Annotated in this window: 22 protein-coding genes and 1 pseudogene; 10 read left to right on the forward strand and 13 right to left on the reverse strand. The window is 70.3% G+C overall.

The genetic code is table 11. The annotated features are described in order from the left end of the window. Window positions 1-389: 389 nt before the first annotated feature. Complete coding sequence (locus ACZ69M_RS07360; RefSeq protein WP_470047446.1) at window positions 390-812, reverse strand: YjbQ family protein; 423 nt, start codon at window positions 810-812, stop codon at window positions 390-392. 118 nt (window positions 813-930) lie between these two features. Between ACZ69M_RS07360 and ACZ69M_RS07365 the strand changes: the two are divergent. Both ACZ69M_RS07365 and ACZ69M_RS07370 read left to right on the forward strand, forming a co-directional pair. Further along, window positions 931-1,689 (forward strand): annotated as a pseudogene (locus ACZ69M_RS07365) (ABC transporter substrate-binding protein); the annotation flags it as partial. A 101-nt stretch (window positions 1,690-1,790) separates the two neighbouring features. Continuing rightward, complete coding sequence (locus ACZ69M_RS07370) at window positions 1,791-2,888, forward strand: NAD(P)-binding domain-containing protein (RefSeq protein ID WP_470047448.1); 1,098 nt, start codon at window positions 1,791-1,793, stop codon at window positions 2,886-2,888. Window positions 2,889-2,943: 55 nt separating this feature from the next. Here ACZ69M_RS07370 and mltG read toward each other — a convergent pair whose 3' ends face one another. Both mltG and ACZ69M_RS07380 read right to left on the reverse strand, forming a co-directional pair. Further along, window positions 2,944-3,852: an endolytic transglycosylase MltG gene (gene mltG, locus ACZ69M_RS07375; RefSeq protein ID WP_470047450.1), complete on the reverse strand. Its 909-nt coding sequence runs from the start codon at window positions 3,850-3,852 to the stop codon at window positions 2,944-2,946. A gap of 43 nt (window positions 3,853-3,895) precedes the next feature. Next, complete coding sequence (locus ACZ69M_RS07380; RefSeq protein WP_470047452.1) at window positions 3,896-5,695, reverse strand: ABC transporter ATP-binding protein; 1,800 nt, start codon at window positions 5,693-5,695, stop codon at window positions 3,896-3,898. Between the two features lie 115 nt (window positions 5,696-5,810). Here ACZ69M_RS07380 and ACZ69M_RS07385 point away from each other — a divergent pair, with 115 nt between their 5' ends. Then, entirely contained in the window at window positions 5,811-6,266 is a 456-nt protein-coding gene (locus ACZ69M_RS07385; protein ID WP_067372629.1) for a MarR family winged helix-turn-helix transcriptional regulator, read from the forward strand. A 205-nt stretch (window positions 6,267-6,471) separates the two neighbouring features. Here the strand turns inward: ACZ69M_RS07385 and ACZ69M_RS07390 are convergent, their stop codons facing one another. The 3 genes from ACZ69M_RS07390 to ACZ69M_RS07400 form a co-directional block, all read right to left on the reverse strand. After that, window positions 6,472-7,851 carry a cation:dicarboxylate symporter family transporter gene (locus ACZ69M_RS07390; RefSeq protein ID WP_470047454.1) on the reverse strand — a complete coding sequence of 460 codons (1,380 nt, stop codon included), beginning with the start codon at window positions 7,849-7,851 and terminating at the stop codon, window positions 6,472-6,474. 101 nt (window positions 7,852-7,952) lie between these two features. Beyond that, window positions 7,953-9,698 carry a peptide-N4-asparagine amidase gene (locus tag ACZ69M_RS07395; RefSeq protein WP_470047456.1) on the reverse strand — a complete coding sequence of 582 codons (1,746 nt, stop codon included), beginning with the start codon at window positions 9,696-9,698 and terminating at the stop codon, window positions 7,953-7,955. Window positions 9,699-9,785: 87 nt separating this feature from the next. Then, the gene (locus ACZ69M_RS07400) at window positions 9,786-10,532 is read right to left on the reverse strand and encodes a hypothetical protein (protein WP_470047458.1); all 747 of its coding nucleotides are present in this window, start codon (window positions 10,530-10,532) and stop codon (window positions 9,786-9,788) included. Between the two features lie 338 nt (window positions 10,533-10,870). Between ACZ69M_RS07400 and ACZ69M_RS07405 the strand changes: the two genes are divergently transcribed. From ACZ69M_RS07405 to ACZ69M_RS07420, 4 genes are all read left to right on the forward strand, one after another. Continuing rightward, window positions 10,871-12,724, forward strand: a complete 1,854-nt coding sequence (locus tag ACZ69M_RS07405) for an ABC transporter ATP-binding protein (protein ID WP_470047460.1) — start codon at window positions 10,871-10,873, stop codon at window positions 12,722-12,724. Beyond that, a complete protein-coding gene (locus ACZ69M_RS07410) occupies window positions 12,721-14,502 on the forward strand; it encodes an ABC transporter ATP-binding protein (RefSeq protein ID WP_470047462.1) in 1,782 nt (593 codons plus the stop codon). The genes ACZ69M_RS07405 and ACZ69M_RS07410 overlap by 4 nt, the downstream gene beginning before the upstream one ends. Before the next feature lie 267 nt (window positions 14,503-14,769). Next, a complete protein-coding gene (locus ACZ69M_RS07415; RefSeq protein ID WP_067372614.1) occupies window positions 14,770-15,240 on the forward strand; it encodes a DUF5709 domain-containing protein in 471 nt (156 codons plus the stop codon). A 33-nt stretch (window positions 15,241-15,273) separates the two neighbouring features. Then, entirely contained in the window at window positions 15,274-15,549 is a 276-nt protein-coding gene (locus tag ACZ69M_RS07420; protein ID WP_352046802.1) for a type B 50S ribosomal protein L31, read from the forward strand. Window positions 15,550-15,620: 71 nt separating this feature from the next. On the opposite strand, the gene ACZ69M_RS07425 is transcribed toward ACZ69M_RS07420, so the two are convergent. Next, window positions 15,621-16,415, reverse strand: a complete 795-nt coding sequence (locus ACZ69M_RS07425) for a metal-dependent hydrolase (RefSeq protein WP_470047464.1) — start codon at window positions 16,413-16,415, stop codon at window positions 15,621-15,623. Window positions 16,416-16,560: 145 nt separating this feature from the next. On the opposite strand from ACZ69M_RS07425, the gene ACZ69M_RS07430 reads away from it, so the two are divergent. Both ACZ69M_RS07430 and ACZ69M_RS07435 read left to right on the forward strand, forming a co-directional pair. Next, window positions 16,561-19,074: a DEAD/DEAH box helicase gene (locus tag ACZ69M_RS07430; RefSeq protein WP_075025434.1), complete on the forward strand. Its 2,514-nt coding sequence runs from the start codon at window positions 16,561-16,563 to the stop codon at window positions 19,072-19,074. Window positions 19,075-19,093: 19 nt separating this feature from the next. Beyond that, entirely contained in the window at window positions 19,094-19,960 is an 867-nt protein-coding gene (locus ACZ69M_RS07435) for an acyl-CoA thioesterase (protein ID WP_352046799.1), read from the forward strand. A gap of 50 nt (window positions 19,961-20,010) precedes the next feature. Here ACZ69M_RS07435 and ACZ69M_RS07440 read toward each other — a convergent pair whose 3' ends face one another. Together ACZ69M_RS07440 and ACZ69M_RS07445 are read right to left on the reverse strand one after the other, a co-directional pair. Beyond that, a complete protein-coding gene (locus ACZ69M_RS07440; RefSeq protein WP_470047466.1) occupies window positions 20,011-20,988 on the reverse strand; it encodes a DUF6397 family protein in 978 nt (325 codons plus the stop codon). A 128-nt stretch (window positions 20,989-21,116) separates the two neighbouring features. Beyond that, entirely contained in the window at window positions 21,117-21,530 is a 414-nt protein-coding gene (locus ACZ69M_RS07445) for a roadblock/LC7 domain-containing protein (RefSeq protein WP_075025432.1), read from the reverse strand. Between the two features lie 94 nt (window positions 21,531-21,624). Here ACZ69M_RS07445 and ACZ69M_RS07450 point away from each other — a divergent pair, with 94 nt between their 5' ends. Continuing rightward, window positions 21,625-22,053: a PPOX class F420-dependent oxidoreductase gene (locus tag ACZ69M_RS07450; protein WP_470047468.1), complete on the forward strand. Its 429-nt coding sequence runs from the start codon at window positions 21,625-21,627 to the stop codon at window positions 22,051-22,053. A gap of 40 nt (window positions 22,054-22,093) precedes the next feature. Here the strand turns inward: ACZ69M_RS07450 and ACZ69M_RS07455 are convergent, their stop codons facing one another. The 4 genes from ACZ69M_RS07455 to ACZ69M_RS07470 form a co-directional block, all read right to left on the reverse strand. Further along, the gene (locus tag ACZ69M_RS07455; RefSeq protein WP_470047470.1) at window positions 22,094-22,699 is read right to left on the reverse strand and encodes a GTP-binding protein; all 606 of its coding nucleotides are present in this window, start codon (window positions 22,697-22,699) and stop codon (window positions 22,094-22,096) included. Between the two features lie 183 nt (window positions 22,700-22,882). Then, window positions 22,883-23,278, reverse strand: coding sequence for a DUF742 domain-containing protein (locus ACZ69M_RS07460; protein WP_075025429.1), 396 nt, complete (start codon window positions 23,276-23,278; stop codon window positions 22,883-22,885). A gap of 19 nt (window positions 23,279-23,297) precedes the next feature. After that, the gene (locus ACZ69M_RS07465; protein ID WP_352046793.1) at window positions 23,298-23,735 is read right to left on the reverse strand and encodes a roadblock/LC7 domain-containing protein; all 438 of its coding nucleotides are present in this window, start codon (window positions 23,733-23,735) and stop codon (window positions 23,298-23,300) included. Next, the gene (locus ACZ69M_RS07470; RefSeq protein WP_470047473.1) at window positions 23,732-26,314 is read right to left on the reverse strand and encodes a sensor histidine kinase; all 2,583 of its coding nucleotides are present in this window, start codon (window positions 26,312-26,314) and stop codon (window positions 23,732-23,734) included. Before ACZ69M_RS07470 ends, ACZ69M_RS07465 begins: the two co-directional genes overlap by 4 nt. Window positions 26,315-26,343 lie beyond the last annotated feature (29 nt).

Genomic DNA, 26,343 nt, shown 5'->3' on the forward strand with positions numbered 1-26,343 from the left:
CGCAGGTCAGCGTCCCGAACGACTTGCGGACCACCGGGCTGTCCCCCGACCAGATCGAGCAGGGGATCGTCAACTCCGTCTACGACCACATGAAGAACGGCGGGACCGTGCCCCGCGTGGGGCCGGGCTTCACCGGTCCCATGGCAGTTCGACTTACGCGGAGGATGCGCCGCGCATCCCGGACCCGGTCCGGGACTTCATCGAGAAGATCACGTTCGCCACTCCCGAAGAAATCCTCCCGGCGCTGCGCGAGGCAGCGGCCGATCTCCTCTCTTTCGGACCCGCCTGGGATCATTTCGCGGAGGAGCTGAAGGCTCGGGCCACCCGCCTGGACAGCTGATTCCCACGACCGACGCCGAACTCCCGCACACACGTCGGCCAGGACCGCTCTAGCCCAGAAACGACAACCGCACCTGCCGCCGAGGATTGTCCCGGTTCGTGTCCACCAGGCACACCGACTGCCACGTCCCCAGTTCCAGCCTCCCGCCCAGCACGGGAAGCGTCGCGTGGGGCGGGACGACGGCGGGGAGTACGTGGTCACGGCCGTGCCCGGGGCTGCCGTGGCGGTGCTGCCAGCGGTCGTCCGCGGGCAGCAGGGCGTGCAGCGCGGCGAGGAGGTCGTCGTCGCTTCCGGCGCCGGTTTCGATGATCGCGACACCGGCGGTGGCGTGGGGCACGAAGACATTCAGGAGACCGTCGCGGCCCGCCGCCGCCTCTCGGAGGAAGGCCTCGCAGTCGCGGGTGAGGTCGAAGACCGTCTCCGCCGAACCGGTGGTGATGTTCAGGACTCGGGTGGTGAAGGCATCGGGCATGACCCGATTCTCACCCGCCCGCGGTTTCCGCACACGACCGACAGCTCGCGCCCTTGCCCATGCGTCCGATTGCACTGCATACGCGTTCCATTCCGCGAGACACCATTGACCGGACTGCGGGCCGCCCCTTCTGGAGGCCGTCAACGCCAAGGCCGTCGACATCGGCGGCGTCGGCAGCACCCCGCCCGTCTTCGCGGCCGGCGCGGGCTCGAAGCTCTCGGTGGTGGCCGCCTGGCACGGCACGTCCGAGGGCGAGGTCCTCCTCGTACCGAAGAACTCGTCGCTGCGCCCGAGGAGGTCAGGGGCAGGTCCATCGCCGTGGCGCAGGGTTCGTCCGCGCACTTCCAGCCGATCGCCTCGCTCAAGGAGGTCGGTCTGAAGCTGAGCGATGTGAAGGTCAAGTGTCTGCAGCGCGCCGACGCGCTCGCCGCGTTCACCGGCGGCAAGGTGGACGCGTGGGCGGTGTGGGACCCGTACACCTCACAGGTCCTCAGTGCCGAGCAGGGCCGGATCCTGGCCGACGGGGACGGCGTCGTCAACGGGCCGAATTTCCAGGAGGGCGGCGCCGAGTGCGGAGCGGCTGCGGCGCGCCCAGGACTGGGTGTACCGGCATCCGGACGCCTGGGCCAAGGTGTGGGCGAAGGACACCGGCCTGCCGTACGAGGTGGCGCTCGCCTCGGTGAAGCGCACCAACGCCAGCCGGATCGCGGTCGCCGTCGACAAACCGCTCAGCGCGTCGGAGCAGCAGATCGCGGACACCTTCACCGGCCTGAAGCTGATCCCGGGCAAGGTCGACTTCGCCGCCTTCGTGGACACGCGTTTCAACGGCGGCCTGCCCCCTCCACCACCACGCCCGGTGCCTGACAAGGACTCCTGAGGACCGTCCCTCCAGGTTCCCGGCCGGCGGATCGCGCGTCGGGTGGCTCACAGGCGTCGCCGTTCGGGAAGATCCCGCGCCCCGGTCGAGTTGGTGGAAGCGTGAACAACACCGGGGCGCAGGCGCGTGGAGTCCGCGAGGTCGATGTCGTCGTCATAGGCGCTGGGCAGGCAGGACTGTCCAGCGCCTATCACCTGCGGCGGAGCGGTTTCGAGCCGGAACGGGACTTCGTGGTGCTGGATCACGCACCGCGTCCGGGCGGCGCCTGGCAGTTCCGGTGGCCGTCGCTGACGTACGGCAAGGTGCACGGGATGCACTCCCTGCCCGGTATGGAGCTGGAGGGCGCCGACCCGGCGCGGCCGTCCTCCGAGGTGATCGCGGAGTACTTCGACACCTACGAGCGCACCTTCGACCTGCGGGTGAGGCGGCCGGTGGACGTGCGGGCGGTGCGGGAGGGCACCGGCGGGCGGCTGCTGGTCGAGTCCTCCGACGGTACGTGGTCGACGCGGGCGCTGATCAATGCCACGGGCACCTGGGACCGGCCGTTCTGGCCGCGCTATCCGGGCCAGGAGACCTTCCGGGGGCGGCAGTTGCACACGGCGCAGTATCCGGGGCCCGAGGAGTTCGCCGGGCAGCGGGTGGTCGTCGTGGGCGGCGGCGCGTCCGGCACCCAGCATCTGATGGAGATAGCCCCGTACGCGGCCGCGACCACCTGGGTGACACGGCGGCCGCCCGTCTTCCGTGACGGACCCTTCACCGAGGACGTGGGGCGCGCGGCCGTCGCGCTCGTGGAGGAACGGGTACGGCAGGGACTGCCGCCCAAGAGTGTCGTGTCGGTGACGGGGCTGCCGCTGAACGACGCGATCCGGCAGGCGCTGGCCGACGGCGTGCTGGACCGGCAGCCGATGTTCGACCGGATCGCCCCGGACGGTGTCGAGTGGGCGGACGGACGTCACGTCGACGCGGACGTCATCCTGTGGGCGACCGGTTTTCGCGCCGCCCTCGATCATCTGACGCCGCTGCGGCTGCGTGAGCCGGGCGGCGGCATCCGCGTCGAGGGGACGCGCGCGCTCGCCGATCCCCGGATCCATCTGGTCGGGTACGGGCCTTCCGCCAGCACGATCGGCGCCAACCGCGCCGGGCGCGCGGCGGTACGGGACATCAGGCGGTTGCTGGCGGGAGTGACCGTCGGCGCCTGATGCCCCGTGGCCGGCTCGGAGACCTGATGGGCGGGGTCGCAACGGGCAGCGGGCCTCAGCTCGGGGCCGAGGCGGACGGCGAGCCCGGAACCGGGGTCGAAATCGAGTGCGAGGGTGAGTGCGAGGTCGAGGGTGAGGCACTCCTGCGGAGCCGGTTGAATTCGGCGACGTTCCTCTGCTGCTCCTCGTAGCTGGCCGTGAACCGGGTATCGCCCGGCTTGACCGTGACGAAGTACAGCCAGTTGCCCGGGGTGGGGTTGATCGCGGCACGCATCGCGGCCTGGCCGGGGTTGGAGATCGGTGTGGGCGGCAGCCCCATGCGCTGGTACGAGTTGTAGGGGCTCTCGAGCTTCGTGTCGTTCGTGGTCGTGGTCGGCGTGAAGCGGTTCAGCGCGTAGTCGAGGGTCGCGTCCATCTGCAGCGGCATACCCCGCTCCAGGCGGTTGAAGATGACCCGGGCCACCTTGCCCATGTCGGCCTTGGTGGAGGTCTCGACCTGGATGATGCTGGCGATGGTGATCGCCTGGTAGAGGTTCATCGCGTTGCGCTGGGCGCCCGCGGTGAGGGGGCTGCCGCTGAACTTCTTGTTCGCGGTGTTCACCATGAGCGCCAGCAGGGACTCGGGGGTCGCCGTCTTGTCGAGGGGGTACTTCGCCGGGTAGAGGTAGCCCTCGGGGTTGCCCTCCGCGTAGGTGGGCAACTTGAGGTTGGCCTTGGCCAGGGACCTCTTGGTGGATCCCAGGGGCAGCGCGAGGGCCCTGTCGACAGCCTCGTAGACCTGGCCGGTGCGCCAGCCCTCCGGGATGACGAGGGACGTGGGTCGCGTCTCCTCGTCCTCCGTGGTCAGGGTGAGCAGCGGCACCGTCACGGCGGTGGCCGCCACGACGGCTCCGGTCGCGATGAGGGCGACCCGGCCCCGGCGCGTCAGTCGAATCGTGCTCCGTGGCGGAGTGTTCATCTGCATGCGGGCACGGTAACCCGCTAAAGCCTACAAACCCGGCATATCGTCATCTTGTCGGCTCCAGTTCGGCGTCCCGGTGGACCAGCGCCGCATAGCGCCCCTCCCGCTCCAACAACTCCTCGTGCGTGCCGCGTTCGACCGCGCGGCCGGAGTCCAGGACGACGATCTGGTCGGCGCCACGGATGGTGGAGAGCCGGTGCGCGATGGTCAGCGTCGTCCGGTTGGCCGACAGGGCGTCGATGGCCTCCTGCACGGCGTACTCCGTGCGGGTGTCCAGGGCGCTGGTCGCCTCGTCGAGGATGAGGACAGGCGGGTCCCGCAGAATCGTGCGGGCGATGGCGAGGCGCTGCTTCTCGCCGCCGGAGAACCGGTGGCCGCGTTCACCCACGACCGTGTCGTACCCGTCGGGCAGTGACGCGATGTGGTCGTGGATCTGGGCCGCCCTCGCCGCCGCCTGCAACTCCTCGTCGGTGGCGTCGGGCCTGGCGAAGCGCAGATTGTCCGCGACCGAGGCGTGGAAGAGGTACGTCTCCTGGGAGACGACGCCGATCCCGCGGGCGAGCGTGTCGAAGTCGAGGTCGCGTACGTCGACGCCGTCCAGCGTGACGCGGCCGCCCGTGACGTCGTACAGCCGTGGCACGAGATAGCTGAGCGTGGACTTGCCGGAGCCGGTCGGGCCGACGACGGCGAGACTGCCGCCCGCGGGGACCGTGATGTCGATGCCCTCGAGGATCGGGCCGCTCTTGTCGTCGTAGCGGAACTCGACGTCCTCGAAACGGATCTCACCCTTGACCTGGTCGAGGTGGACCGGGCGCTCCGGCTCGGTGATGTCGATGGGCAGGTCGAGGTACTCGAAGATGCGCTGGAAGAGCGCGAGCGAGGTCTGGATCTGGACGCCGGTGGACAGCAGGCTGACCGTCGGCCGGAACAGACCCTGCTGGAGCGAGACGAAGGCGACGAGCGTGCCGATCGACACGGACGGGCCGCCGAACTGGAGGGACATGCCCGCGGCCCAGTAGATGACGGCCGGCATGGCGGCCATGACGATGCCGATGACGGACATGCGCCAGCGGCCCGCCATGTTCGACTTCACCTCGAGGTCGACCAGGCTGTCGGACTCGGCCTCGAACGCCTTGGTGAGCGAATCACCGCGGCCCATGGTGCGGCCGAGCAGAATGCCGCTGACGGAGAGCGACTCGGTGACGGTGGCGGCCATCGCGGCCATCTGCTTCTGGCGCTGGGTCGCTATTTTCTTGCGTTCGTTGCCGACGCGCCGGCTGATCCACACGAAGACCGGCAGCAGGAGCAGCGAGACCACGGTGAGCCGCCAGTCCAGGGCGACCATCGCGACGATCGTGGCGACCACACTGGTGAGGTTGGAGACCAGCGAGGTGGCGGTGGAGGTCACGGTCGCCTGCATGCCGCCGATGTCGTTGGCGATGCGGGACTGGACCTCGCCGGTGCGGGTCCGGGTGAAGAAGGCGAGCGACATGCGCTGCAGCCGGCCGTAGACGGCGGTGCGCAGGTCGTGCATGACGCGCTGGCCGACGGTCGTGGAGATCAGGGTCTGCAGGACACCGAAGATGCTGGTGACGACCGCGCTGAGGATCATGCCGAGCGCGAGCAGGCTCAGCAGACCGGTGCGGCCCTGGGGGATCGCGACGTCCAGGGTCTCCTTCAACAGGAAGGGGGTCGCGACGGTGACGAGGGACGAGGCGCCGACCAGCAGGCCGACGATCGCGAGGCGGCCGCGGTAGGGCCGGAACAGCTTCAGGATGCGGCGCACCTGCCGTGGCTGTTCGCCCTCGGCGGGTGACGGGGTCCAGGTGGATTGGTCGGGACGCATGGGCTCCTACGGGAGGTGAGACGACGGTTACACAGGGCAGGGAAACAATGACTGGCGGAGCTTAGCTCATTGTTACCTATACTCACAATGAACCGCATCCTGTTATTGTTCCCGTATGACCACCCCCGATGCCGACGGCCTGCTCGCCGAGCAGTTGCTGCGGCTGACCCGACGTGTGCACCGCATCCAGAAGCGGCACCTGGAGCAGCGCGAACTGGGCATCACCCCGGCCCAGTCCCGACTGCTGCGCACGCTCGCGCACTACAGCTCACCGCCGCGCATGGCGGATCTCGCCGAGCGCCTGGAGGTGGTGCCCCGGGCCGTGACCACGCTGGTGGACGGCCTGGAGGCGAGCGGGAAGGTGCGCCGGGTCCCCGATCCCACCAATCGGAGGGTGATCCGGATCGAGGTCACGGACGAGGGGCGCGAGGCGCTGCGCGAGCTGCGCGGGGCACGCAGGTCGGCCGCGGAGGAGATCCTGGCGCCGTTGACGGACGAGCAGCGCGAGGTGCTCGGGGGGCTGCTGGACACGCTGGTGGACGGCATGCCCAGGCTTGAGCACCGCTGCTGAGGGGTTGCCGCGGGCGGCCTCGTCACGCGGCGGACAACGCGACGGGCCGCGGCCCCACTCCGTACGGCTGGAGTGCGTGCGCGCGGCCCGTTCCGGAGGCGCCGGGGCGGAACCGGAGCCCGAGTCGACCAGGGCGGAAGTCCCCGTCCACTCGGTCGAGCCAGAGGTCTCCGTTCACTCGGTCGAGCCGGGAGTCCCCGTCCAGTCAGCCAAGGATCCTGTCCCCGAGGTCGGTTGACCGACCCGGGACCGTCGGCGACTGCCGCGTCGGCGGCTCGTCGTCCTCCTCTACGAACGCGATCTCGCCGTCCAGCATCTTCTTCGCCCGCTCCGTGTCGAGCGCACCCTCCCAGCGGGAGACCGCGAAGACGGCGACGCAGTTGCCGAGGAGGTTGGTCGCGACGCGCATCGAGTCCATGATGCGGTCCACGCCGAGGAGGAGGGCGACGGCTCCGGCGGGGATGACCCCGAGCGAGGAGGCCGTCGCCGACAGAGCGAGGAAGGCGGAACCCGGCACACCCGCCATGCCCTTGCTGGTCAGCATGAGCACGAGGACGACCGTGATCTGCTGACCCAGGCTCAGGTCCACGCCCACCGCCTGCGCGATGAACAACGTACCGATCGACAGGTAGATCGAGGCGCCGTCGAGGTTGAAGGAGTAGCCGGTGGGCAGGACCAGGCCCACGGCGTCGTCGCGGCAGCCCGCCTGGCGCAGCTTCTGCATCATGCGCGGCATGACCGTCTCACTGGAGGCGGTACCGAGCGCGAGCAGCATCTCCTCGCGGGTGTAACGGACGAACTTCCACAGGCTGAGCCCCGTGACCGCCTTCAGAGCGACGGCGAGCAGCGCGAGGAACAGCAGCGCGACCGCATAGCACAGGACGATCAGCTTGCCGTACGTCTTGATGACGCCGAGCCCGTACTCCCCCACCAGGTGGACCATCGCGCCGAACACCGCGAGCGGGGCCAGCTTCATGATGAAGCCGACGATCGCGAAGACGACGTCCTGGACCTGCTCGACGGCCGGCAGCACCTTGGGCACCTTGGAGTTGCCGAGGTGAAGCAGTGCCGCGCCCACCAGGCAGGCGAGGACGAGGACTTGGAGCAGGGAGTTCTCGGCGAAGGCCCCGACCGCGCTCTGCGGCAGCGCGTTCAGGATGAACTCGCCGGTCGACGGGAGCGAGCCGCCGCCGGTCTTGCCGTCGACGGCCGAGGCGTCGAGCTTCGAGGGGTCGGCGTGCATGCCCGAGCCCGGGCCGACGACGTTCGCCGCGATCAGCCCGAGGAGCAGTGCGGCGGTGGACGCGACCTCGAACCAGACCAGGGCCTTGAACCCGATCCGGCCGAAGGCCTTCAGGTCACCGGCCTTGGTGATGCCGACGACCACCACACAGAACACGAGCGGTGAGATGACCGCCTTGATGAGGCGTACGAAACCGTCGCCGAGCGGCTGGAAGGTCGTGGCCGTGTCCGGCCACAACCTTCCTACGACGATTCCGAGTACGAGCGCGCAGGCGACCTGCGCGAACAGTGAGGTACGCAGTATGCGTGCGACGCGTCGCGGGGACGGTACGGACGGCGGCACGGGCACTCCTCCAAGGAGACTTCTGGTATGCGGAAACTTCCTTCCGCAGCGATCACTATCGAGGAGCTGCCGGTGCCGCCGCGCCCGGAGCCCCAGCAGGCTCAGCAGTCGCTGCGGTCCCGCGTCAACACTCCCTGCGCGGTGACCAGAACGCGGTGGTAGCAGCCGTCCGAGCCGTACAGCCGGTAGCGCTCACTCGTCGTACCGACCGCATGCCGTTGGTCGCGGGGCACGTTCGCGGTATACGTCGCGTCTCCCGCGTACGTGTCGTCGAGCCGGGACCACGTGGTGCGCCGGCCGCCGCGCGTCTCGCCGACCGCGGCCCGGTCGCCGAGCGTCAGCACGGTCCGCAACCGGTCGTCCGCGGCGAGCGTCGTGGTGCCGTCCATGGTGTACGTGCGATGGGTGCGCCTCACGCCGACCGGTCCGCGCCCGTCGACGGTGACCGTCTCGTCGTCGGTCCAGGTGGCCTTGAGCGCGTCCGTGTTCTCACCGTCGGTCCAGTGGTGCGCGGAGGTGTTGGCGAGCGTGCGGCGCACGGTGGTCCACACCCGGCCGTGCGAGGTGTCGACGTATCCGGCGGTCGTCAGCCGGTGTCCGCCCACGGTGTCGAGCCGCTCTTGCGAACCGGGGGTGTACGTCGAGGAGTTGGTGAGGTCGCCCGCCCTGACCTCGGTGAGCGCGCCGCTCACGTGCGCGCGCTTCGCGTCCTGCCAGACGAGGACGTCGACCGGGGTGCTCCAGCCGGTCTGGCCCGCGGGGACGCCTACGACGGAGACGTCGATCCGGTGCGGGCGACCGTCGTTGAGGAGACCGGCGTAGGGCGTGAGGTCGTATTCGATCGGCTTGATGTCGAAGGCGCGTGGGCCCGGGATCACGTACCAGAGGAAGGGGTTGGACCAGCCGCCGGTCCACACGGTCGGGAACGGCTCGGCGATGCCCGCGAGTTGGCCGTCCACCTTGATCTGCACCTCGCGATAGGGGCCCTTGCCCGCCTTGCAGGAGTACGGGGCGGGGTCGGGCACCGTCAGGTACCAGTACTCCTCGCAGCCGCCACCGGAGCCGGTCGCGTACACCTCGGCGACGATGCGCTCGCTGTTGCGCGGGGTGGTGAGGGTGCCGTCCTGGAGGGTGAGGACACGGTCGGGGGTCGCGGCGGACTTCACCGCGCCGCCCTGCGCGTAGAAGGTCAGGCTCACCTTCACGTCGAGGACTCCGGTGTACGTGTCGTCGACGACGTTCCCGATGAGCATCTCGACGTCGCCGCCGCGCCGGAACGTGTCGCTGTACCTGGTCACGTCCTTCTCGACGGACCACTCGATGCCGTCGGGCGAAGGCTCCGGCGTGGACGTACGGAAGATCTCCACGCCGCCGATGTGCAGATAGCCGAGCCGGTCGAACTGGCGCCCCTTGACGTTGCCGTCGAGTCGCAGGACGACCTTGCTCCAGTGGTCGCCGCAGCCGCTCGGCGGTGTGTACGTGCCCCGATACGGCGTGAAGTCACGGAACTGCGCCTCGGCGACCGTCACCGCACAGGACGTGGTGGCCGGGTTCGCCACCGGCGGGGCGGCGGTCAGCGGGTCGTGCCAGTCGGTGCCGAACTCGGCGGGCGCATCGGCGGCAGTCGCGGCGGGCACATCGGCGGACGTATCGGCGGCAGTCCCGGCGGGCGCCCCGGAGGGCGCGTCGCGGGGCGTGGCGGCGACCCGGTCCGCCGGCCGGACGGGGGCGGCGGCGAGCCCGGCGGCGCCCGCCGGCAATGCCGCCGAGGCCGGGCCTGCTCCCAGGAAGGTACTCGCCGAGAGAATCACTCCGGCGAGCATGGACATGACGATCCGTCTTCTCATGTGCGGTGTTCTACGGGGGAGTCGGCCCGCCCCGCAATGGGCTCTCGGTCACCGCGCCACGCGGGGCGGCCCGGTCGGCCACGGCCGCTACACCTTCAGATCGGCCTTGTCCCCCATCACGATGACGGGGTGCTGATGCGGGTCGAGCGTCCGCAGGAGGTACTCCATGGCCGGCTTGGGCACACTGACACACGCGGACGTACCGCTGCCATGGTCCATGTGCAGCCAGATGCTGCCGCCCTTCGACTGACCCAGGGGGCGGTCCGGGTCGTCCGGCGGGGTTCCCACGCGGCGGTTGTAGTTGATGGCGACGACGTAGTCGAAGTCGTGCCAGTGAGACCTGGCCCAGTCACGGGGAGCGTGATAGGCCGCCGAGTGGTCGTACGGGAGCAGGGCACCCGGGTCGTCGAGCACTCCGCCCGCGTCGGTGAGCGAGAACACCCCGACGGGGCTGCGCTTGTCGCCCTCGTGATGGTCGGTGGTCCAGCCCTTCGTCCCGTTGTGCGCGCGCCAGGAACGCCGCACCTCCCAGGTGGATCCGGACTTCGCGTACAGCACGACCGTGGCGTCGGCGGAGTCCCTGCCCTCGCCGTAGACCGCCACCACCTGGTGGGCGTTGGACGGGATCCGGGCCTGCAGACGGTTGCCGACCTCGGGTATCCGGGTCAGATCGACGGTGCGCGCGGGGGCTTGTTCGCCCTTGGCACCGGCTCCGCCGTGGTCCTTCACCGCGCCGCTCCCCCCTCCCGAGCCCCCGCAGGCCGACAGGAACACAGCAAGGGCACCGCACGCCACAGCGGTGAACCCCGTACGCCTCGCACCGTCTTTTCGCATGCGACCCATCGTTGCATCACGTATCGGACGAATAACCCCTACCCCCTCGACTTCTCGGTCAGGTGTTGCCTTTCCGGGCACCCTTTCGATGGGCCGGAAGCGGTCCCAGCCTTGCCTCGGAGCCCCTGACCCAACTCCTGTCTCCCGAACGCGTGTCCCGATTCTCTGTCCTGAATCCATGTCCTGGGATGAAAAACCGTTTGCCTCCGGTCGCGCCGTGACGCGAACCTTTCACGGTTTGCTGCCGACCCCCCACGGTCGGCCGGTCGCCGGAACGCCACGGCATCGCCCCGGCCCCACCCCCTGACCCCACCCCTTACACGAGCCACTGGGACGTCATGCAGATTCAAGACCTTCCCTATCCCGACCCGGGTGTGCCGGACGCGCGCTCGGGTCCCCGATTCCTGTGGTGGCTCGGCCGGAATCAGCTCGGCGGGCAGTTCAAGGCCCTTGCCTGGGGACTGCTGCACTTCGTGGCCGTCTCCGGGCTGCCGTTCTGCGTCGGCCTCGCCGTCCAGGCAGTCGTCGACCGCTCCGGCACCCGACTCGCCCTGACCGGTGGGCTGCTGGCAGTCTGCGGCGCCTGCATCGCGCTGGGCGACACCATGCTGCACCGCGCCGCGGTCACCAACTGGATCACCGCCGCCGCGCGCGTCCAGCAACTGCTGGCCCACAAGACCGCCCAGTTGGGCTCCGCCCTGACGCGACGTGTCGCGGCCGGCGAGGTCGTCGCGGTCTCGACCGGCGACGTCGAGAAGATCGGCTGGTTCGTGGAGGCCCTGTCGCGGTTCGCGGCAGCCGCCCTGACCGTCGTGCTGGTCTGTGCCGGCCTGGTCGTCTACCAGCCCGCGCTCGGCATACTCGTCGCGGTGGGTGTGCCCGTCCTGGCGCTCGCCGTACTGCCGTTGCTGCCTCGTGCCACCCGGCGCGCGGACTTCCAGCGCGAGAAGGCCGGCCGCGCCACCGAGCTGGCCTCGGACACCGTCGCGGGCCTGCGCGTGCTGCGCGGCATCGGCGGCGAGGACCTGTTCCTCGACCGCTACCGCCGCGCCTCCCAGGAGGTCCGCCGCGCCGCCGTGCGCAGCGCCCGTATGTGGTCGCTGATCTCGGCCATCCAGGTGCTGTTGCCCGGCCTGCTGATGATCGCCGTCATCTGGCGCGGCGTTCACCTGGCCCGCGACGGCCGGATCACGGTCGGCGAACTCGTCACCGTGTACAGCGCGGTCATGCTGCTCACATACCCATTGCGGCACTTCGAGGAGATCGCGATGGCCTACTCCTTCTCCCGCCCGTCCGCCAAGCGCGCCGCCCGGGTGCTGTCCCTGGAACGGGCCATGGACAGCGGCGGATCGCGCTCGGCCGAGGTGCCGGCCGGCGATCTGTACGACCCCGCGACCGGGCTGCTCGCGCCCGCCGGGCGGCTCACCGCCGTGGTGTGCGGCGACCCGGACGCGGCGGGTGCGCTCGCCGCGCGGCTGGGTGGCCACCCCACGGAGGGGGGCACCTCGGTGCTCCTCGGAGGCGTACCCCTCGACGACTTGCCGCTCGACTCCGCCCGTACGGCCGTCCTCGTCCAGGACAAGGACCCGGTGCTGCTGTCCGGCTCGCTGCGCGAGCTGCTCGACGTGCCTTCCTCGGGTCTTGTCAGCGCCGAGGCCGCACTGACCGCCGCGCAGTGCGGCGACGTCCTGGACGCGCTCACCCAGGGGTCGTTGGACGCAGGGAACCCGATGGAGGCCCGCATCACCGAACGTGGACGCTCCCTCTCCGGCGGCCAGCGCCAGCGCCTGGCCCTGGCCCGGTCACTGATCACGGACCCCGAAGTGCTGGTCCTCGACGAGCCGACCTCCGCGGTCGACTCGCACACCGAGGCCCGGATCGCCGACGGGGTGCGCGCCCTGCGCACCGGACGCACGACGGTCGTCCTCACCTCCTCGCCGCTGCTCCTGGACCACGCGGACCGGGTCGTTCTGGTGCACGACGGCGAGGTCGCGGCGGTCGGCGTCCACCGCGAGCTGGTACGCGGTGAGCCGCGGTACCGGGCCGTGGTGACCCGGGAGACCGATGACGAGGCCGCGCGAAGCGGTGTGCGGGAAGAGGACGGGCCCGCGCGAAGCCGCGTGCGGAAAGAAGACGAGGCCGACCTGGGCGGCGTACTGAAGGAACTGGAAGAAATCGAGGAGACCGCATGATCGGCCTGGCCCCACCGGCCTACGACCCGGCGGCCCCGACGACGGCGCACACCCTGCCCGTCGGCGCCCCCGCGACCGTACGCGCCTATGTCACCGAACTCTTCCGGCGGCACCGTCGGGCCTTCCTGCTGCTCATCGCCGCCAACACGGTGGCCGTGGTGGCCTCGATGGCCGGCCCCTACCTGTTGGGCTCGATCGTCGAGCGGGTCTCGGACCACGCGCGGGAGCTCCATCTGGAGCGCACCGCCGCGCTGTTCGCCGTCGCACTCGTCGTGCAGGCCGTTTTCGTACGCGAGGTGCGGCTGCGCGGGGCCGTGCTCGGCGAGCGGATGCTGGCCGATCTGCGCGAGGACTTCCTCGTACGGTCGGTCGGGCTGCCGCCCGGCGTTCTCGAGCGGGCCGGCACGGGCGACCTGCTGTCCCGCATCACCACGGACATCGACCGGCTCGCCAACGCGATGCGCGAAGCCGTACCGCAGCTCGCCATCGGCGTGGTGTGGGTGGCTCTGCTGCTCGGCGGGCTCGCGGTGACCGCCCCGCCGCTCGCCCCCGCCGTACTGGTCGCCGTGCCCATCCTGCTGATCGGCTGCCGCTGGTACTTCAAGCGCGCACCGTCCGCCTACCGCTCCGAGGCCGCCGGTTACGCCGCCGTCGCCGCCGCCCTCGCCGAGACCGTGGACGCGGGCCACACCGTCGAGGCGCACCGCCTGGGCGAGCGCCGCATCGACCTGTCGGAGCGCCGGATCAAGGAGTGGACGGCCTGGGAACGCTACACGCTCTGGCTGCGCACGGTGCTCTTCCCGGTCATCGGTGTCACGCACGTGATGATCCTCTGCTCGGTCCTGATGATCGGCGGGGTCTTCGTCCTTCAGGGCTGGATCGGTGTGGGGCAGCTGACGACGGGCGCGCTCATCGCGCAGATGCTCGTCGATCCGGTGGGCCTGATCCTGCGCTGGTACGACGAGCTGCAGGTCGCCCAGGTGTCGCTGGGCCGGCTGGTCGGTGTCCGGGACATCGAGCCGGACGCGGGCGACCCGGAGATGATCCCTGAGGGGCGGGACGTGCGCGCGGACGAGGTGCGCTTCGGCTACCGGGCCGGGGTTGACGTGCTGCGCGACGTCTCCCTGGAGGTCGCCCCGGGTACCCGGCTCGCGCTGGTCGGACCCTCCGGTGCGGGCAAGTCCACCCTTGGCCGGCTGCTCGCAGGGATCTACGCGCCCCGGGACGGCCGCGTCACGCTCGGCGGGGCCGAACTGTCCCGGATGCCCGCCGAGGCGGTCCGCTCCCACGTGGCCCTGGTCAACCAGGAGCACCACGTCTTCGTGGGCTCCCTGCGCGACAACCTGCTGCTCGCCAGGACGGGAGCGGTCGACGCCGAGCTGTGGGCGGCACTCGGGGCGGTCGACGCGGAGGGCTGGGCGCGGGCGCTGGACGACGGTCTGGACACGGAGGTCGGCTCGGGCGGGCTCGCGCTCACCCCTGCCCAGGCCCAGCAGATCGCCCTTGCCCGGCTGGTCCTCGCCGATCCGCACACCCTGGTGCTGGACGAAGCGACCTCGCTGCTCGACCCGCGCGCGGCCCGTCACCTGGAACGCTCGCTGGCTCGCGTCCTCGACGGACGCACCGTGGTCGCCATCGCCCACCGGCTGCACACCGCCCACGACGCGGACGTCATCGCCGTCGTGGAGAACGGCCGGATCAGTGAGCTCGGCAGTCACGACGAGCTGGTCGCGGCGGACGGCGCCTACGCGGCGCTGTGGAGGTCCTGGCACGGGTGAGGGTGCCCTGCCGGTGCGGTCCGGGCTCGTGTGCGGAAGCGGTCGCACCGGTGCCCTGGACCTGCCCGCGCGGGCGGGCCCGTACCGCCTCGGACCGTGTGGCGTTGCGCAGTGCCGAACCGGAGTGGAAGGCTGGATATCGGCACCGGCTCGGGGAACGCCCGGGAACCACCCGGTTCGCGAAGGGCGAAGCCTGTGTCGAGTGGCCCGCGCGCCCGCCGTCGAGCGCGGTGGGATCGGGCTCGCCCGCATCACCTGGAGGTACCCGTGAACAGCGTCGACGGATGGGGAGACGACGTCTACCAGCCCGACGGATCCGAGGTACAGGACGACGCGGGGCTGCTCGACTCCGAGGACACCCTGCTCTCCGACGGTGTCGGTGACCCGCTCGACCGGGGCTGGTCCCCGCCGGAGCGGCCGTGGGCGGTGGAGCACTCCGGGGTGACCGCCGCGGAGCGCCGACAGGGCGAGAGCCTGGACCAGCGCCTCGCGGAGGAGATGCCCGACGTCGCCGAGCCGGACGGGGACGGCATCGGAGACTGCCAGGGCACCGACGGCGAAGCCTGGGACAACGAAGTGGGCGCCAGCCGCTCCGGTCGTCTCGTCGCCCCCAATGAAGGAGCGCACGAGGACGACGAGAGCGGTCTGATCGCCACCGACGTCGGCATCGACGGGGCCGCGGCCTCGGCCGAGGAGGCCGCGATGCACATCGTCGACGAGGACACCGCGTCCGGCTGACCGGCCCCCGCCCCTCTCCCCCAAGGAGCACCCATGCAGCAGGACAAGCACCCCGACTACCACGCCGTCGTCTTTCGCGACCGCGCCGCCGGGTACGCGTTCCTCACCCGGTCCACCGCGACGAGCGACCAGACCATCGAGTGGGACGACGGCGAGACCTACCCGGTCGTCGAGGTCGAGATCTCCTCGGAGAGCCACCCCTTCTACACGGGCAAGGCCCGGACCGTGGACTCCGAGGGCCGGATCGCACAGTTCGAGAGGCGGTACGGGGGTGCGGGGCAGGGAGCGGGCCAGGACGGGACGGCGTGAGGGGTCGCCCCCCGCGCTCGGGCGCGGGGAGCTGACACTCCTCCTCGGGCGTGCGGGGCTGACGCGCTCGCTCAGATGACGTTGAGCGCCGCCGCGCAGCCCACTCCGCCGAGCAGCATGAAGACCGGCATGAGCACCTTGAGCTCGACCCAGCTGCCGGCCCGGAAGCGCATCGCCTTGGGCGGGCCGATCGGGTACCAGCGCTTGCGGCCGATCGGGATGGGCCACAGGACCGGGCAGCCGGACACCGTGAGCGCGTCGCCTATGTCGTGCACCAGGGCGCCCAGGACGATCGGCAGGCCGAGCCACAGGTACTCCTGGCCCGGTGCGGTGAACAGCCAGTCCGAACCGTTGCCCGGCTTGTCCAGGACTCCGGCGAGGATCCAGGCGCTGGTCGCGGCCAGCAGCCAGACCAGGATGTCGCTGCTGGAGCCGCGGGCGGCCCGCCACAGCAGTCCCTCGATCGCGAGCACCATGTGCACGAAGAGGATGGCCAGGACCGCCCAGCGGCCACCTGTGATCGCAAGGGCCGCGGTGCCCGCGCCGATCATCACCGCCCACAGCCAGGTGTGCGTCAGCGTGCGGTGGCCGCCGTTGCGCCGTGGGTCGCCCGGCTTGCGGGTCGACTTGTAGACGGCGTACGAGAGCTTGTCGACGATCTCGCACAGGGTCCGTGAGACGGGCCCGAAGGCCCTCGAGATCGTCGCCGCCTTGTGGTCCAGGTCGGGGGCGAGCGCGGCTCCCGCGCAGATCAGGGCGCCGACGAGGAGCACCGGCCAGGGCATCGTGTGACCGGTGGCGGCCGCTGCCGCTCCGACGCCGAGCCAGGCCGCGGCTCCCGAGAGTGAGTGTGCTGGTCCCATCATGGCCGTTCCCCGCCCCATTCTTCTTTAGCCGCTGTCCAGTTGCCCGCATACGCTGACGCTTCGTCGGCGCCACAGCGTAACGGTCGTGATCTTCTGACGAGCATCCGATTCCCCCATCGAGCGGGTCGACAGGCAAGATGGGGGCGTGACCCTCATCGATCAGCTGCCGCAGACCCCAGATCCCGACGCCCTCTACGAAGCCTTCGAGTCGTGGGCCGGGGAACGCGGTCTCACGCTCTACCCCCATCAGGAGGAGGCGCTGATCGAGGTGGTCTCGGGTGCGAACGTGATCGTCTCGACGCCCACCGGCTCGGGCAAGAGCATGATCGCCGCGGGCGCCCACTTCGCCGCGCTCGCCCGCGACGAGGTCACCTTCTACACGGCGCCGATCAAGGCACTGGTCTCGGAGAAGTTCTTCGAGCTGTGCAAGATCTTCGGCACCGAGAACGTCGGCATGCTGACCGGCGACGCCTCCGTGAACTCCGACGCCCCCGTCATCTGCTGCACCGCTGAGGTGCTGGCGTCCATCGCGCTGCGGGACGGCAAGCACGCCGACGTCGGCCAGGTCGTCATGGACGAGTTCCACTTCTACGCGGAGGCCGACCGCGGCTGGGCGTGGCAGATCCCGATCCTGGAACTGCCGCAGGCGCAGTTCATCCTGATGTCGGCGACGCTCGGCGACGTCTCGATGTTCGAGAAGGACCTCACCCGGCGCACCGGACGCCCCACGTCGGTGGTCCGCTCGGCGACCCGGCCCGTGCCGCTCTCCTACGAATACGTGCTGACCCCGCTGACGGAGACGCTCACCGAGCTGCTCGCGACCAAGCAGGCTCCGGTCTACATCGTCCACTTCACCCAGGCGCAGGCCGTGGAGCGGGCGCAGGCGCTCATGAGCATCAACATGTGCACGCGCGAGGAGAAGGACCAGATCGCCGAGCTGATCGGCAACTTCCGCTTCACCACCAAGTTCGGCCGCAACCTCTCCCGGTACGTACGCCACGGCATCGGCGTGCACCACGCGGGCATGCTGCCCAAGTACCGGCGACTGGTGGAGAAGCTGGCCCAGGCCGGTCTGCTGAAGGTCATCTGTGGCACGGACACCCTCGGTGTCGGCGTCAACGTGCCGATCCGCACCGTGCTGTTCACGGCGCTGACGAAGTACGACGGCAACCGGGTGCGCACGCTCCGTGCCCGTGAGTTCCACCAGATCGCCGGCCGCGCCGGGCGCGCCGGATTCGACACGGCGGGCTTCGTGGTGGCGCAGGCGCCCGAGCACGTCATCGAGAACGAGAAGGCGCTCGCCAAGGCGGGCGACGACCCGAAGAAGCGCCGCAAGGTGGTCCGCAAGAAGGCTCCCGAGGGCTTCGTCGGCTGGACGGACAACACGTTCGAGAAGCTCATCGCCTCCGATCCCGAGCCGCTCACCTCCCGCTTCCGGGTCACCCACACCATGCTCCTGGCGGTGATCGCCCGGCCCGGGAACGCCTTCGAGGCGATGCGACATCTGCTCGAGGACAACCACGAGCCGCGCAAGCAGCAGCTGCGACACATCCGGCGGGCGATCGCGATCTACCGCTCGCTCCTCGACGGCGGCATCGTCGAGAAGCTCGACGAGCCGGACGCCACGGGTCGCATCGTGCGCCTCACCGTGGATCTGCAGCAGGACTTCGCGCTCAACCAGCCGCTGTCGACCTTCGCGCTCGCCGCGTTCGAGCTGCTGGACCCCGAGTCCCCCTCCTACGCGCTGGACATGGTGTCCGTCGTGGAGTCCACCCTGGACGACCCGCGGCAGATCCTCGCGGCCCAGCAGAACAAGGCGCGCGGCGAGGCCGTGGCGGCGATGAAGGCGGACGGCGTCGAGTACGAGGAGCGCATGGAGCGGCTCCAGGACGTGTCGTACCCCAAGCCGCTGGAGGAGCTGCTCTTCCACGCCTACAACACCTACCGCAAGAGCCACCCGTGGGTCGGTGACCATCCGTTGTCGCCGAAGTCCGTCATCCGTGACATGTACGAACGGGCCATGTCCTTCACGGAGTTCGTCTCCTACTACGAGCTCGCCCGTACTGAGGGCATTGTCCTGCGCTACCTCGCGAGTGCCTACAAGGCGCTTGAACACACCGTCCCGGACGACCTCAAGTCCGAGGACCTGGAGGATCTGATCGCCTGGCTGGGCGAGCTGGTGCGCCAGGTCGACTCGAGCCTCCTCGACGAGTGGGAGCAGCTCGCCAACCCCGAGGAGATGACGGCCGAGGAGGCCCAGGAGAGGGCCGACCAGGTCAAGCCGGTCACGTCCAACGCCCGCGCCTTCCGTGTCCTCGTCCGCAACGCGATGTTCCGCCGAGTCGAACTCGCCGCACTCGACAACGTCGACGAGCTCGGTGAGATGGACGGAGAATCCGGCTGGGACGCCGACGCCTGGGGCGAGGCGATGGACAAGTACTGGGACGAGTACGAGGACCTCGGCACGGGCCCCGACGCCCGTGGGCCCAAGCTGCTGTCGATCGTGGAGGAGCCGCAGAACAGTCTGTGGCGCGTCCGTCAGACCTTCGCCGACCCGAACGGTGACCACGACTGGGGCATCAGCGCGGAGGTCGACCTCGTGGCCTCCGACGCGGAGGGTCGCGCGGTCGTCAAGGTCACCGACGTCGGCCAGCTGTGAGCACAGGAGAATCCCACACATGACGAACCCAGCCGAGAGGCTCGTCGACCTGCTCGACCTGGAGCAGATCGAGGTCAACATCTTCCGTGGCCGCAGCCCGGACGAATCACTGCAGCGGGTCTTCGGCGGCCAGGTGGCGGGCCAGGCCCTGGTGGCGGCCGGGCGCACCACCGAGGGCGACCGGCCGGTGCACTCACTGCACGCGTACTTCCTGCGCCCGGGCCGCCCGGGCGTGCCGATCGTGTACCAGGTCGAACGGGTCAGGGACGGGCGGTCGTTCACCACCCGTCGCGTCACCGCCGTGCAGCAGGGGCGCACGATCTTCAATCTGACCGCCTCCTTTCACAAGCCTGAGGATGGGAGCTTCGAGCACCAGTTGCCGCCGGCCCGCGAGATACCGCACCCGGAGTCGCTGCCGACGGTCTCGCAGGAGATCACCGAGCATCTGGGCGCGCTTCCCGAGTCGCTGGAGCGCATGGCGCGGCGCCAGCCGTTCGACATCCGGTACGTGGACGGACTGCGCTGGACCCCGGAGGAGATAAAGGACGCGGAGCCGCGCAGTGCGGTGTGGATGCGTGCCGTCGGGCCACTGGGCGACGACCCGCTGGTGCACACCTGCGCCCTCACCTACGCGAGCGACATGACCCTCCTGGACGCCGTCCGCATCCCGGTGGAGCCGCTGTGGGGTCAGCGCGGCTTCGACATGGCCTCGCTCGACCACGCGATGTGGTTTCACCGGCCGTTCCGCGCGGACGAGTGGTTCCTGTACGACCAGGAGTCGCCGATCGCGACGGGCGGTCGCGGGCTGGCCCGCGGGCGCATCTACGACCTGGAGGGACGCCTGCTCGTCTCGGTCGTCCAGGAGGGGCTTTTCCGGGCGTTGTAGGGATGCAGGAAGTGGGTCGCTGTAGGGGGCTGTAGGGACGCAGGAAAGGGTCAGGGGTTTCTGCGGCGCAGCCATCCGAGGAGCCTGCGTGGCCGCTCGGGCTCCACGCTCGGGGCCGGGTCGTCGAGGGCGGCTTCCCGCGGTCGTGAGACCGCCGGAGCCGCCCCGCTCAAGGGGGAGACCGACGTCGGCGATGTCTTCGGCGTCGGGCGGGGCGCGGGACGGAGTTCTCGGGCTTCGACGAGCGCCTGGCCCAGATCGGCACGGAGCCAGCTGATCTCGTCGGGATCCTCGGCCGTCATGATGCGCGAGACGAGGTGCGCGGCGGGTGTGTCCGGCGCGGCGCCGTGGGCGGCCCGCTCGGGCCGGAAGCGGTTCAGATACGCGCGCTCGTAGGGGTCCCTGACGATCCCGGCCACCTGAACGGGGTCGAGCAGTGAGGCCACGATCGCGGCCCGCGCCCAGGCGTCCTCGGTCTGCCGCAGCAGGAATCCCATGTGCCGGCCCCGCCAGTTGCGGGGGCGGAGGTCCAGGCCGGCTTCGAGTTGGTCGCGGAGTCCCTCGGGGGTACGGCCCTTCAGCAGCGGCGCGTTCTGCTCGTCCGCCCCGAACTGGCGCAGTTCTTCGGCCAGGTACAGCCAGACCACAGCCCTGTACCGGTTGAGGTAGAACTTCACGGGCACCACCAGGCCCAGGCGCGCGAGGCGCGTGAACCTGGCGGCCGTCACGCCCATGAGCGACGCGCCCTCCGTGGTGCCGACGGCCTTGATGCGTTCCCGAAGTGCCTCGGGGAAGCCGTCCTCGGATCGCACCCGCTCGATCTCCGCACGATGGACGCGGCGTCCGCCTCCGCCCTCGTCGGGAACGGTGCGGACGCATCCGAGATGCAGGGCGAGGTCGAACTCGCCGCGCTTGAGTTCCAGTTCTCGCGCGGCGCGTGCGAGCGACGATGTGGCGGACCTCGATGCGGTGGACTGTGAGGTGGTGGACTGCGGGACGGTGGACTGCGTGATGGTGTTCCCGGACATGACGGTTCTCCCCCGTGGAGTGAGGTGCTCGCGCCGTCGGGCGCTTGCTTCGAGAAAAACCGTAGCCGGTTCGGCGGATCTCGCGGCGAGCCTGTGGATAACTCTGACCGCGATGACGTATCCGCAGGTCAGAGATCCACGGAAGACGAACGCTCCGGTTGGCGTACATCCACGCCGAGGTGTTCGCCGACACGGTTGACGAGCAGTGTCATCTCGTAGGCGACCTGGCCGATGTCGGCTTCCGCGGCGCTGAGGACACACAGACAGCTGCCCGCGCCCGCCGCGGTGACGAAAAGTACCGCGTCGTCGAACTCGATCATCGTCTGGCGCACCTGACCGGCGCCGAAGTACCGTCCTGAGCCCTTCGCCAGGCTGTGCAGGCCCGACGAGACCGCCGCGAGATGCTCGGCGTCCTCACGTCGAAGTCCTGTGCTCGCGCCGGTCACCAGCCCGTCGTTGGACAACACCAACGCGTGCCGTACGTGTTCGACGCGCTCGGTCAGGTCGTCGAGCAGCCAGCCGAGCCCCGTGTTCTGCGCCATGCTCCATCTCCCCGTGATGCTTTTCCCCCCTGGCTGGAGGATCCGACCAGCCAGCCTTCCCCACAGCCGCCCTCCGGGCAAGGAGGATGGGCGCATGGCACAGAAGATGACCGATGAGCAATGGCGGGCCTTCGTCTCGCAGGGCACCCGCACCGGAAAGCTGTCGACCGTCCGCGCCGACGGAAGTCCGCACGTGGCGCCGATCTGGTTTCTCCTGGACGGCGACCACGTGCTCTTCAACACCGCGAAGGAGACTGTGAAAGGACGGAATCTGGCCCGCGACGGGCGAGTCGCCCTCTGCGTGGACGACGACCGGCCGCCGTTCGACTTCGTGGTTCTGGAGGGTCGTGCCGAGTTGTCGGAGGATCCGGACGAGCTGCGTCACTGGGCAGCTCGGATCGGCGCACGCTACATGGGTGAGGACCGGGCCGAGGAGTTCGGGAAGCGCAATGGCGTCCCGGGTGAACTCCTCGTCCGCGTGAGGATCGAGAAGGTCGTGGCTTGGGCCTCGATGACGGACTAGGTCTCTCCTTCGGAGGCCTCGGCCCGATTTTTCCGTGGCCTCAACCGACGGAGTCGAGCAGCCGGGCGGTGTGCACCCGCCCGGCGTACTCCACGAGCCGGATGAGTACCTCCTTCCCGGAGTCGCGGTCCCTGGCGTCGCAGAGCACCACGGGCGTGCCACGGTCGAGGTCGAGGGCGCGGGACACGTCCTGGGCGCCGTAGGCGCGGGCGCCCGTGAAGCAGTTGACGGCCACCACGAACGGGATGTGCCGGTGCTCGAAGTAGTCCACCGCGGGGAAGCAGTCCTCGAGCCTGCGGGTGTCCGCGAGGACGACGGCCCCCAACGCGCCCTGCGACAGCTCGTCCCACAGGAACCAGAACCGGTCCTGGCCCGGCGTGCCGAAGAGGTAGAGGGAGAGGCCGGACCGGATGGTGATGCGTCCGAAGTCCATGGCGACGGTCGTCGTGACCTTGTGGTCCACTCCGCCGGTGTCGTCCACCGACTGACCCGCCTCGCTGAGCAGTTCCTCGGTGCGCAGCGGCCTGATCTCGCTGACCGCGCCCACCAGGGTGGTCTTGCCCACGCCGAACCCGCCGGCGACCAGTATCTTCAACGCCAGGGCGGTCGTTTCGTCGGCCGAGGCGTCGGAGTTCTCGGAGACCATCGATCACTTCTCTCGGGAGTGGCGGCAGCGGTCGGCGTCGGTCGAACGGTGCCGGGTATGCGTCGGTGCATGTGTGCGGGTGTGTGAAATCGCGTGGTTCATCTGTGCGTGCGGAGTCGCGTCGTTCCCATGGGTGTGCGGAGTCGCGTGGTGCACCTGGATGTGTGGAGTCGCGTCGTTCATCTAGAGCGCCCTCAGTCCCTCGATCACCTCGCGGAGGATCCGCTCGTCGGGCAGTTGTGCGGGCGGCACCGGGCGGCTGATGGTGACGCATCCCAGTTCCAGCAGGTCGCCGAGCAGCACCCTGACCACGCCCACCGGCAGATCCGCGCCCGCGGCGAGTTCGGCCACGGATTGCGTCTCCGTGCGGCACAGGTCGATGAGGGCCCGGTGTTCCGGCCCGAGCAGGGAGTCCTCGTCGACTCCGGGTGCACCCTTGTCGAGGGTGACCAGGGCGATCAGATCGAAGCGCACTCCGGTAGGGCCTGGTTTGGTGCGGCCGCCCGTCATCGCGTAGGGACGGACGAGCGGTCCCGCTTCGCTGTCGTACCACTGGCTGCCCGCGAGGTCCTCGGTCATCTGCGCCGCCCGCCCCCGGTCATCCGGCGGCGGGCGGCTGCGCGGCGACCCGCGGCGGCGTGTAGAGGTGCTCGCCGACGCGCTTGACCAGCCGCGCCATCTCATAGGCCACCAGACCGATGTCGGCCGTGACCGCGGTGAGGACGGCGAGGCACGAGCCGTCGCCCGCTGCCGCGACGAACAGAAAGCCGTCGTCCATCTCCACCATCGTCTGGCGTACGCCCCCAGCGCCGAAGTGGCGTCCCGCGCCCTTGGCCAGACTGTGAAAGCCCGAGGCGACGGCGGCCAGGTGTTCGGCGTCCTCGCGCCTGAGGCCCGTGGAGGAACCCACTGCCAGTCCGTCGTTCGACAGCACCACCGCATGCCGTACTTCGGCAACGCGCAGCACCAAGTCGTCCAGTAGCCAGTCGAGTTCGCCGGATCGCTGGGCTGCCCTCATGCCCGGGTCCTGGATCATGCGGGGTCTCCTTCACTGCTGTCGCTGCCCGCGTCGGGGGCTGGAGTGGCGCCGCGACCGGATGATCTGCCGCCGCCGCGCGCCCAGCCGTCGCGGTAGGCCGCCATCCGGTCCCGTACGAGTTCGGGGGTGCGTGTGTCGTCGTGCTGGTGGGCCGCCACTTGTGCCGGCTCCTCGGTTCGCTGTGCGCGCAGTTGGGGCGCGAGGCTCGCCTGCCGTACGCGCCGTGGGAGGTCGTCGGACCCCTCGGAGTCGTCCGGAGGGCGGTGCAGCCGCAAAGTGGTGACTCCAGGTGGTGTCGTTTCCGGTGAGCCGTTCAGAGGGGTTTCGGACGAGACGTTCACGGGGGCTTCCGGAACGCCGTGCGCTGGGGGTTCGACAGCGGTCTGCAAGAGGGGCACGAGGGCGGGCCGCTCGATGGGAGCCTGGACGGAGTCGTGCTCCGGGGCAGCCGACACACGCGCGTACTCGCGTTCGTCGGGCCTTTCGTTGTCTGTCTTGCGGGGGGAACGTTCCGCCGCGCCTCCGTGCAGCAGCGCGGTCGGCAGCAGGACGACGGCGGTGGTGCCCCCGTAGGGCGAGGTGCGCAGGTGCACCTTGATGCCGTGCCGGGCCGCGAGCCTGCTGACCACGAAGAGACCGAGCCGGTCGCTGTCGAACAGGTCGAGCGCCTCGGACTGTTCGATGCGCCGATTGGCCTCGTCGAGTGTCTCCTTGCCCATGCCGAGCCCTCGGTCCTCGACCTCCACGGCGTAGCCGTTGCCGACCGGTTCGCCGGTGATGCGGACGCGGGTGTGCGGCGGGGAGAACTGGGCGGCGTTCTCGACGATTTCCGCCAGGAGGTGCGTGAGGTCGGCCACGGCAGCGCCGCCCACCGACGCCTCGGGCAGCTGTCGTACCTCCACGCGCGCGTAGTCCTCGACTTCGGACACGGCCGCGCGGACCACATTCGTCAGCGAGACCGGCATGCGCCAGGCCCGGCCGGGTGCGGCGCCGGAAAGGATGATCAGGCTTTCCGCGTGGCGCCGCATCCGGGTGGTGAGGTGGTCGAGCCGGAAGAGGTCACTCAGTTCGTTCGGGTCCTCGGACCTGCGCTCCATGCTGTCCAGCAGGCTCAGTTGGCGGTGCACGAGGACCTGGCTGCGTCGGGCGAGATTGACGAAGACCCCCGAGATCCCGCTGGCCAGTTCCGCGCGTTCGACGGCGGCGCGCAGGGCGGCCCGGTGCACAGTGCTCAGGGCCTCCGCGACCTGTCCGGTCTCATCCTCCGACGGTGGTCCTGACGGAGCCTCCGCCCGGACGTCGATCTCCTCCCCCGCGCGCAGTTTGCGCATCGCCTCGGGCAGCTTGCGTCGAGCGATCTCGAGGGCGCTGTTGCGCAGGAGCACCAGCTCGACGACGAGGCCGCGTCCGATACGTACGGAGATCACGAGGGAGGCGACGACGGCGGCGAGGCCGAACACGACAGCGGCGCCGGCGGATGTCAGCAGACCGCGGGTCAAGGGGTCTGCCCGGTCCGCGACACCCCGGCCTGCCTTCGCCTCGATGGCGCGCATGGCGTCCTGCACGCGCGCGTAGGCGGTGTTCCAGTCGGCTTCCGGCGCGGCGTCGACGGCGTTTCCGCCGGGCTTCGACGCAAGCACCTTGTCCTCGACGGCGCGTACGTCGGCGTACGCGCTCCCCGTCGCAAGGTCACGCCAGGAGGCCTGTTCGGGCCCACGCAGATCCGGGACGGCGGCGTCGGTCAGGGCGCGGCGGGTGGCAACCGCCCCGGTGAACTGCCGCAGTCGCTCACCGTCCAGGGTGTGGGCGAGCCGGGCACCGGACAGCACGGTGTCCTCCTGGGCCAGCGCCTCGCCGGCCCGGGAGAATTCGAGGAGTACGCGCGCGTCGGAGCCCAGGTCGGCGTCCTGGATGCCGGTGAGGGCGCCGCCGACCGCGAAGGCTGCCGAAATGGTCCTGGTGTACTGCCCGTACGCCTCGTCCCATCCGGTACGGCGCTCCAGTACGGCGGAGCGCAGGGGCCCCAGGCTCTCGGCCCCGTTGACGAAGGCGTCGAGCCGCCCGGCCACTCCGGCGGGCAGGTCGGCGCCGTCGGCGACGGTGTTGCGGCCGCCCAGTCGCAGCTTCGCCACCGCGCGGTCCGTGCGTTCCGCCAGTGTCTTGAGATCGCTCTGTGGCTCGGAGGTCGGGTCGGTCGCATGGCGGACGGCGGCCGCGCGTTCGGCCTGGAGCGCGGCGACGGCGTCGTCGACCGGGGCTCGGACGGTGGAGTCCACACGCTGCAACTGCCGCAGCCGCGCGACGTCCTGAGCGGTACTCACCGTGGCGTACGCCCACAGGGCGAGCAGCGAGACGACCGGCACCATGAGCAGACAGACGATCTTGGCCCGCACCGTACGAGGACGTATGCGCCATCGTCCCGCGCGCGCGGATGCCTCTGGCGGCGCCCCTGTGGCGTCCTCGTCGGGGTCGGTGTACTCGTCCGCGGGCGGTCCCGCGTGAGCGCGGCGGCCGCGCTGCGGGGGTGGGGCCGACGGTTCGGCGCCGGCTGCAGGGGTCCTACGGGGTGTACGCATGGCCTCCTCGCTCGGAGTGGTTCGAAGCG

This window comes from Streptomyces sp. NPDC107454, from assembly GCF_055582885.1.

Bases quoted from the DNA above. Each gene is read 5' to 3' on its own strand.
- ACZ69M_RS07385 (WP_067372629.1), top strand. From the start codon at position 5,811: ATGACCACCCCCGATGCCGACGGCCTGCTCGCCGAGCAGTTGCTGCGG.
- ACZ69M_RS07435 (WP_352046799.1), top strand. From the start codon at position 19,094: ATGACGAACCCAGCCGAGAGGCTCGTCGACCTGCTCGACCTGGAGCAG.
- mltG (WP_470047450.1), bottom strand. From the start codon at position 3,852: ATGCAGATGAACACTCCGCCACGGAGCACGATTCGACTGACGCGCCGG.
- ACZ69M_RS07470 (WP_470047473.1), bottom strand. From the start codon at position 26,314: ATGCGTACACCCCGTAGGACCCCTGCAGCCGGCGCCGAACCGTCGGCC.
- ACZ69M_RS07440 (WP_470047466.1), bottom strand. From the start codon at position 20,988: ATGTCCGGGAACACCATCACGCAGTCCACCGTCCCGCAGTCCACCACC.
- ACZ69M_RS07455 (WP_470047470.1), bottom strand. From the start codon at position 22,699: ATGGTCTCCGAGAACTCCGACGCCTCGGCCGACGAAACGACCGCCCTG.
- ACZ69M_RS07360 (WP_470047446.1), bottom strand. From the start codon at position 812: ATGCCCGATGCCTTCACCACCCGAGTCCTGAACATCACCACCGGTTCG.
- ACZ69M_RS07445 (WP_075025432.1), bottom strand. From the start codon at position 21,530: ATGGCGCAGAACACGGGGCTCGGCTGGCTGCTCGACGACCTGACCGAG.
- ACZ69M_RS07465 (WP_352046793.1), bottom strand. From the start codon at position 23,735: ATGATCCAGGACCCGGGCATGAGGGCAGCCCAGCGATCCGGCGAACTC.
- ACZ69M_RS07460 (WP_075025429.1), bottom strand. From the start codon at position 23,278: ATGACCGAGGACCTCGCGGGCAGCCAGTGGTACGACAGCGAAGCGGGA.
- ACZ69M_RS07420 (WP_352046802.1), top strand. From the start codon at position 15,274: ATGCAGCAGGACAAGCACCCCGACTACCACGCCGTCGTCTTTCGCGAC.
- ACZ69M_RS07395 (WP_470047456.1), bottom strand. From the start codon at position 9,698: ATGAGAAGACGGATCGTCATGTCCATGCTCGCCGGAGTGATTCTCTCG.
- ACZ69M_RS07380 (WP_470047452.1), bottom strand. From the start codon at position 5,695: ATGCGTCCCGACCAATCCACCTGGACCCCGTCACCCGCCGAGGGCGAA.
- ACZ69M_RS07405 (WP_470047460.1), top strand. From the start codon at position 10,871: ATGCAGATTCAAGACCTTCCCTATCCCGACCCGGGTGTGCCGGACGCG.
- ACZ69M_RS07425 (WP_470047464.1), bottom strand. From the start codon at position 16,415: ATGATGGGACCAGCACACTCACTCTCGGGAGCCGCGGCCTGGCTCGGC.
- ACZ69M_RS07400 (WP_470047458.1), bottom strand. From the start codon at position 10,532: ATGCGAAAAGACGGTGCGAGGCGTACGGGGTTCACCGCTGTGGCGTGC.
- ACZ69M_RS07450 (WP_470047468.1), top strand. From the start codon at position 21,625: ATGGCACAGAAGATGACCGATGAGCAATGGCGGGCCTTCGTCTCGCAG.
- ACZ69M_RS07410 (WP_470047462.1), top strand. From the start codon at position 12,721: ATGATCGGCCTGGCCCCACCGGCCTACGACCCGGCGGCCCCGACGACG.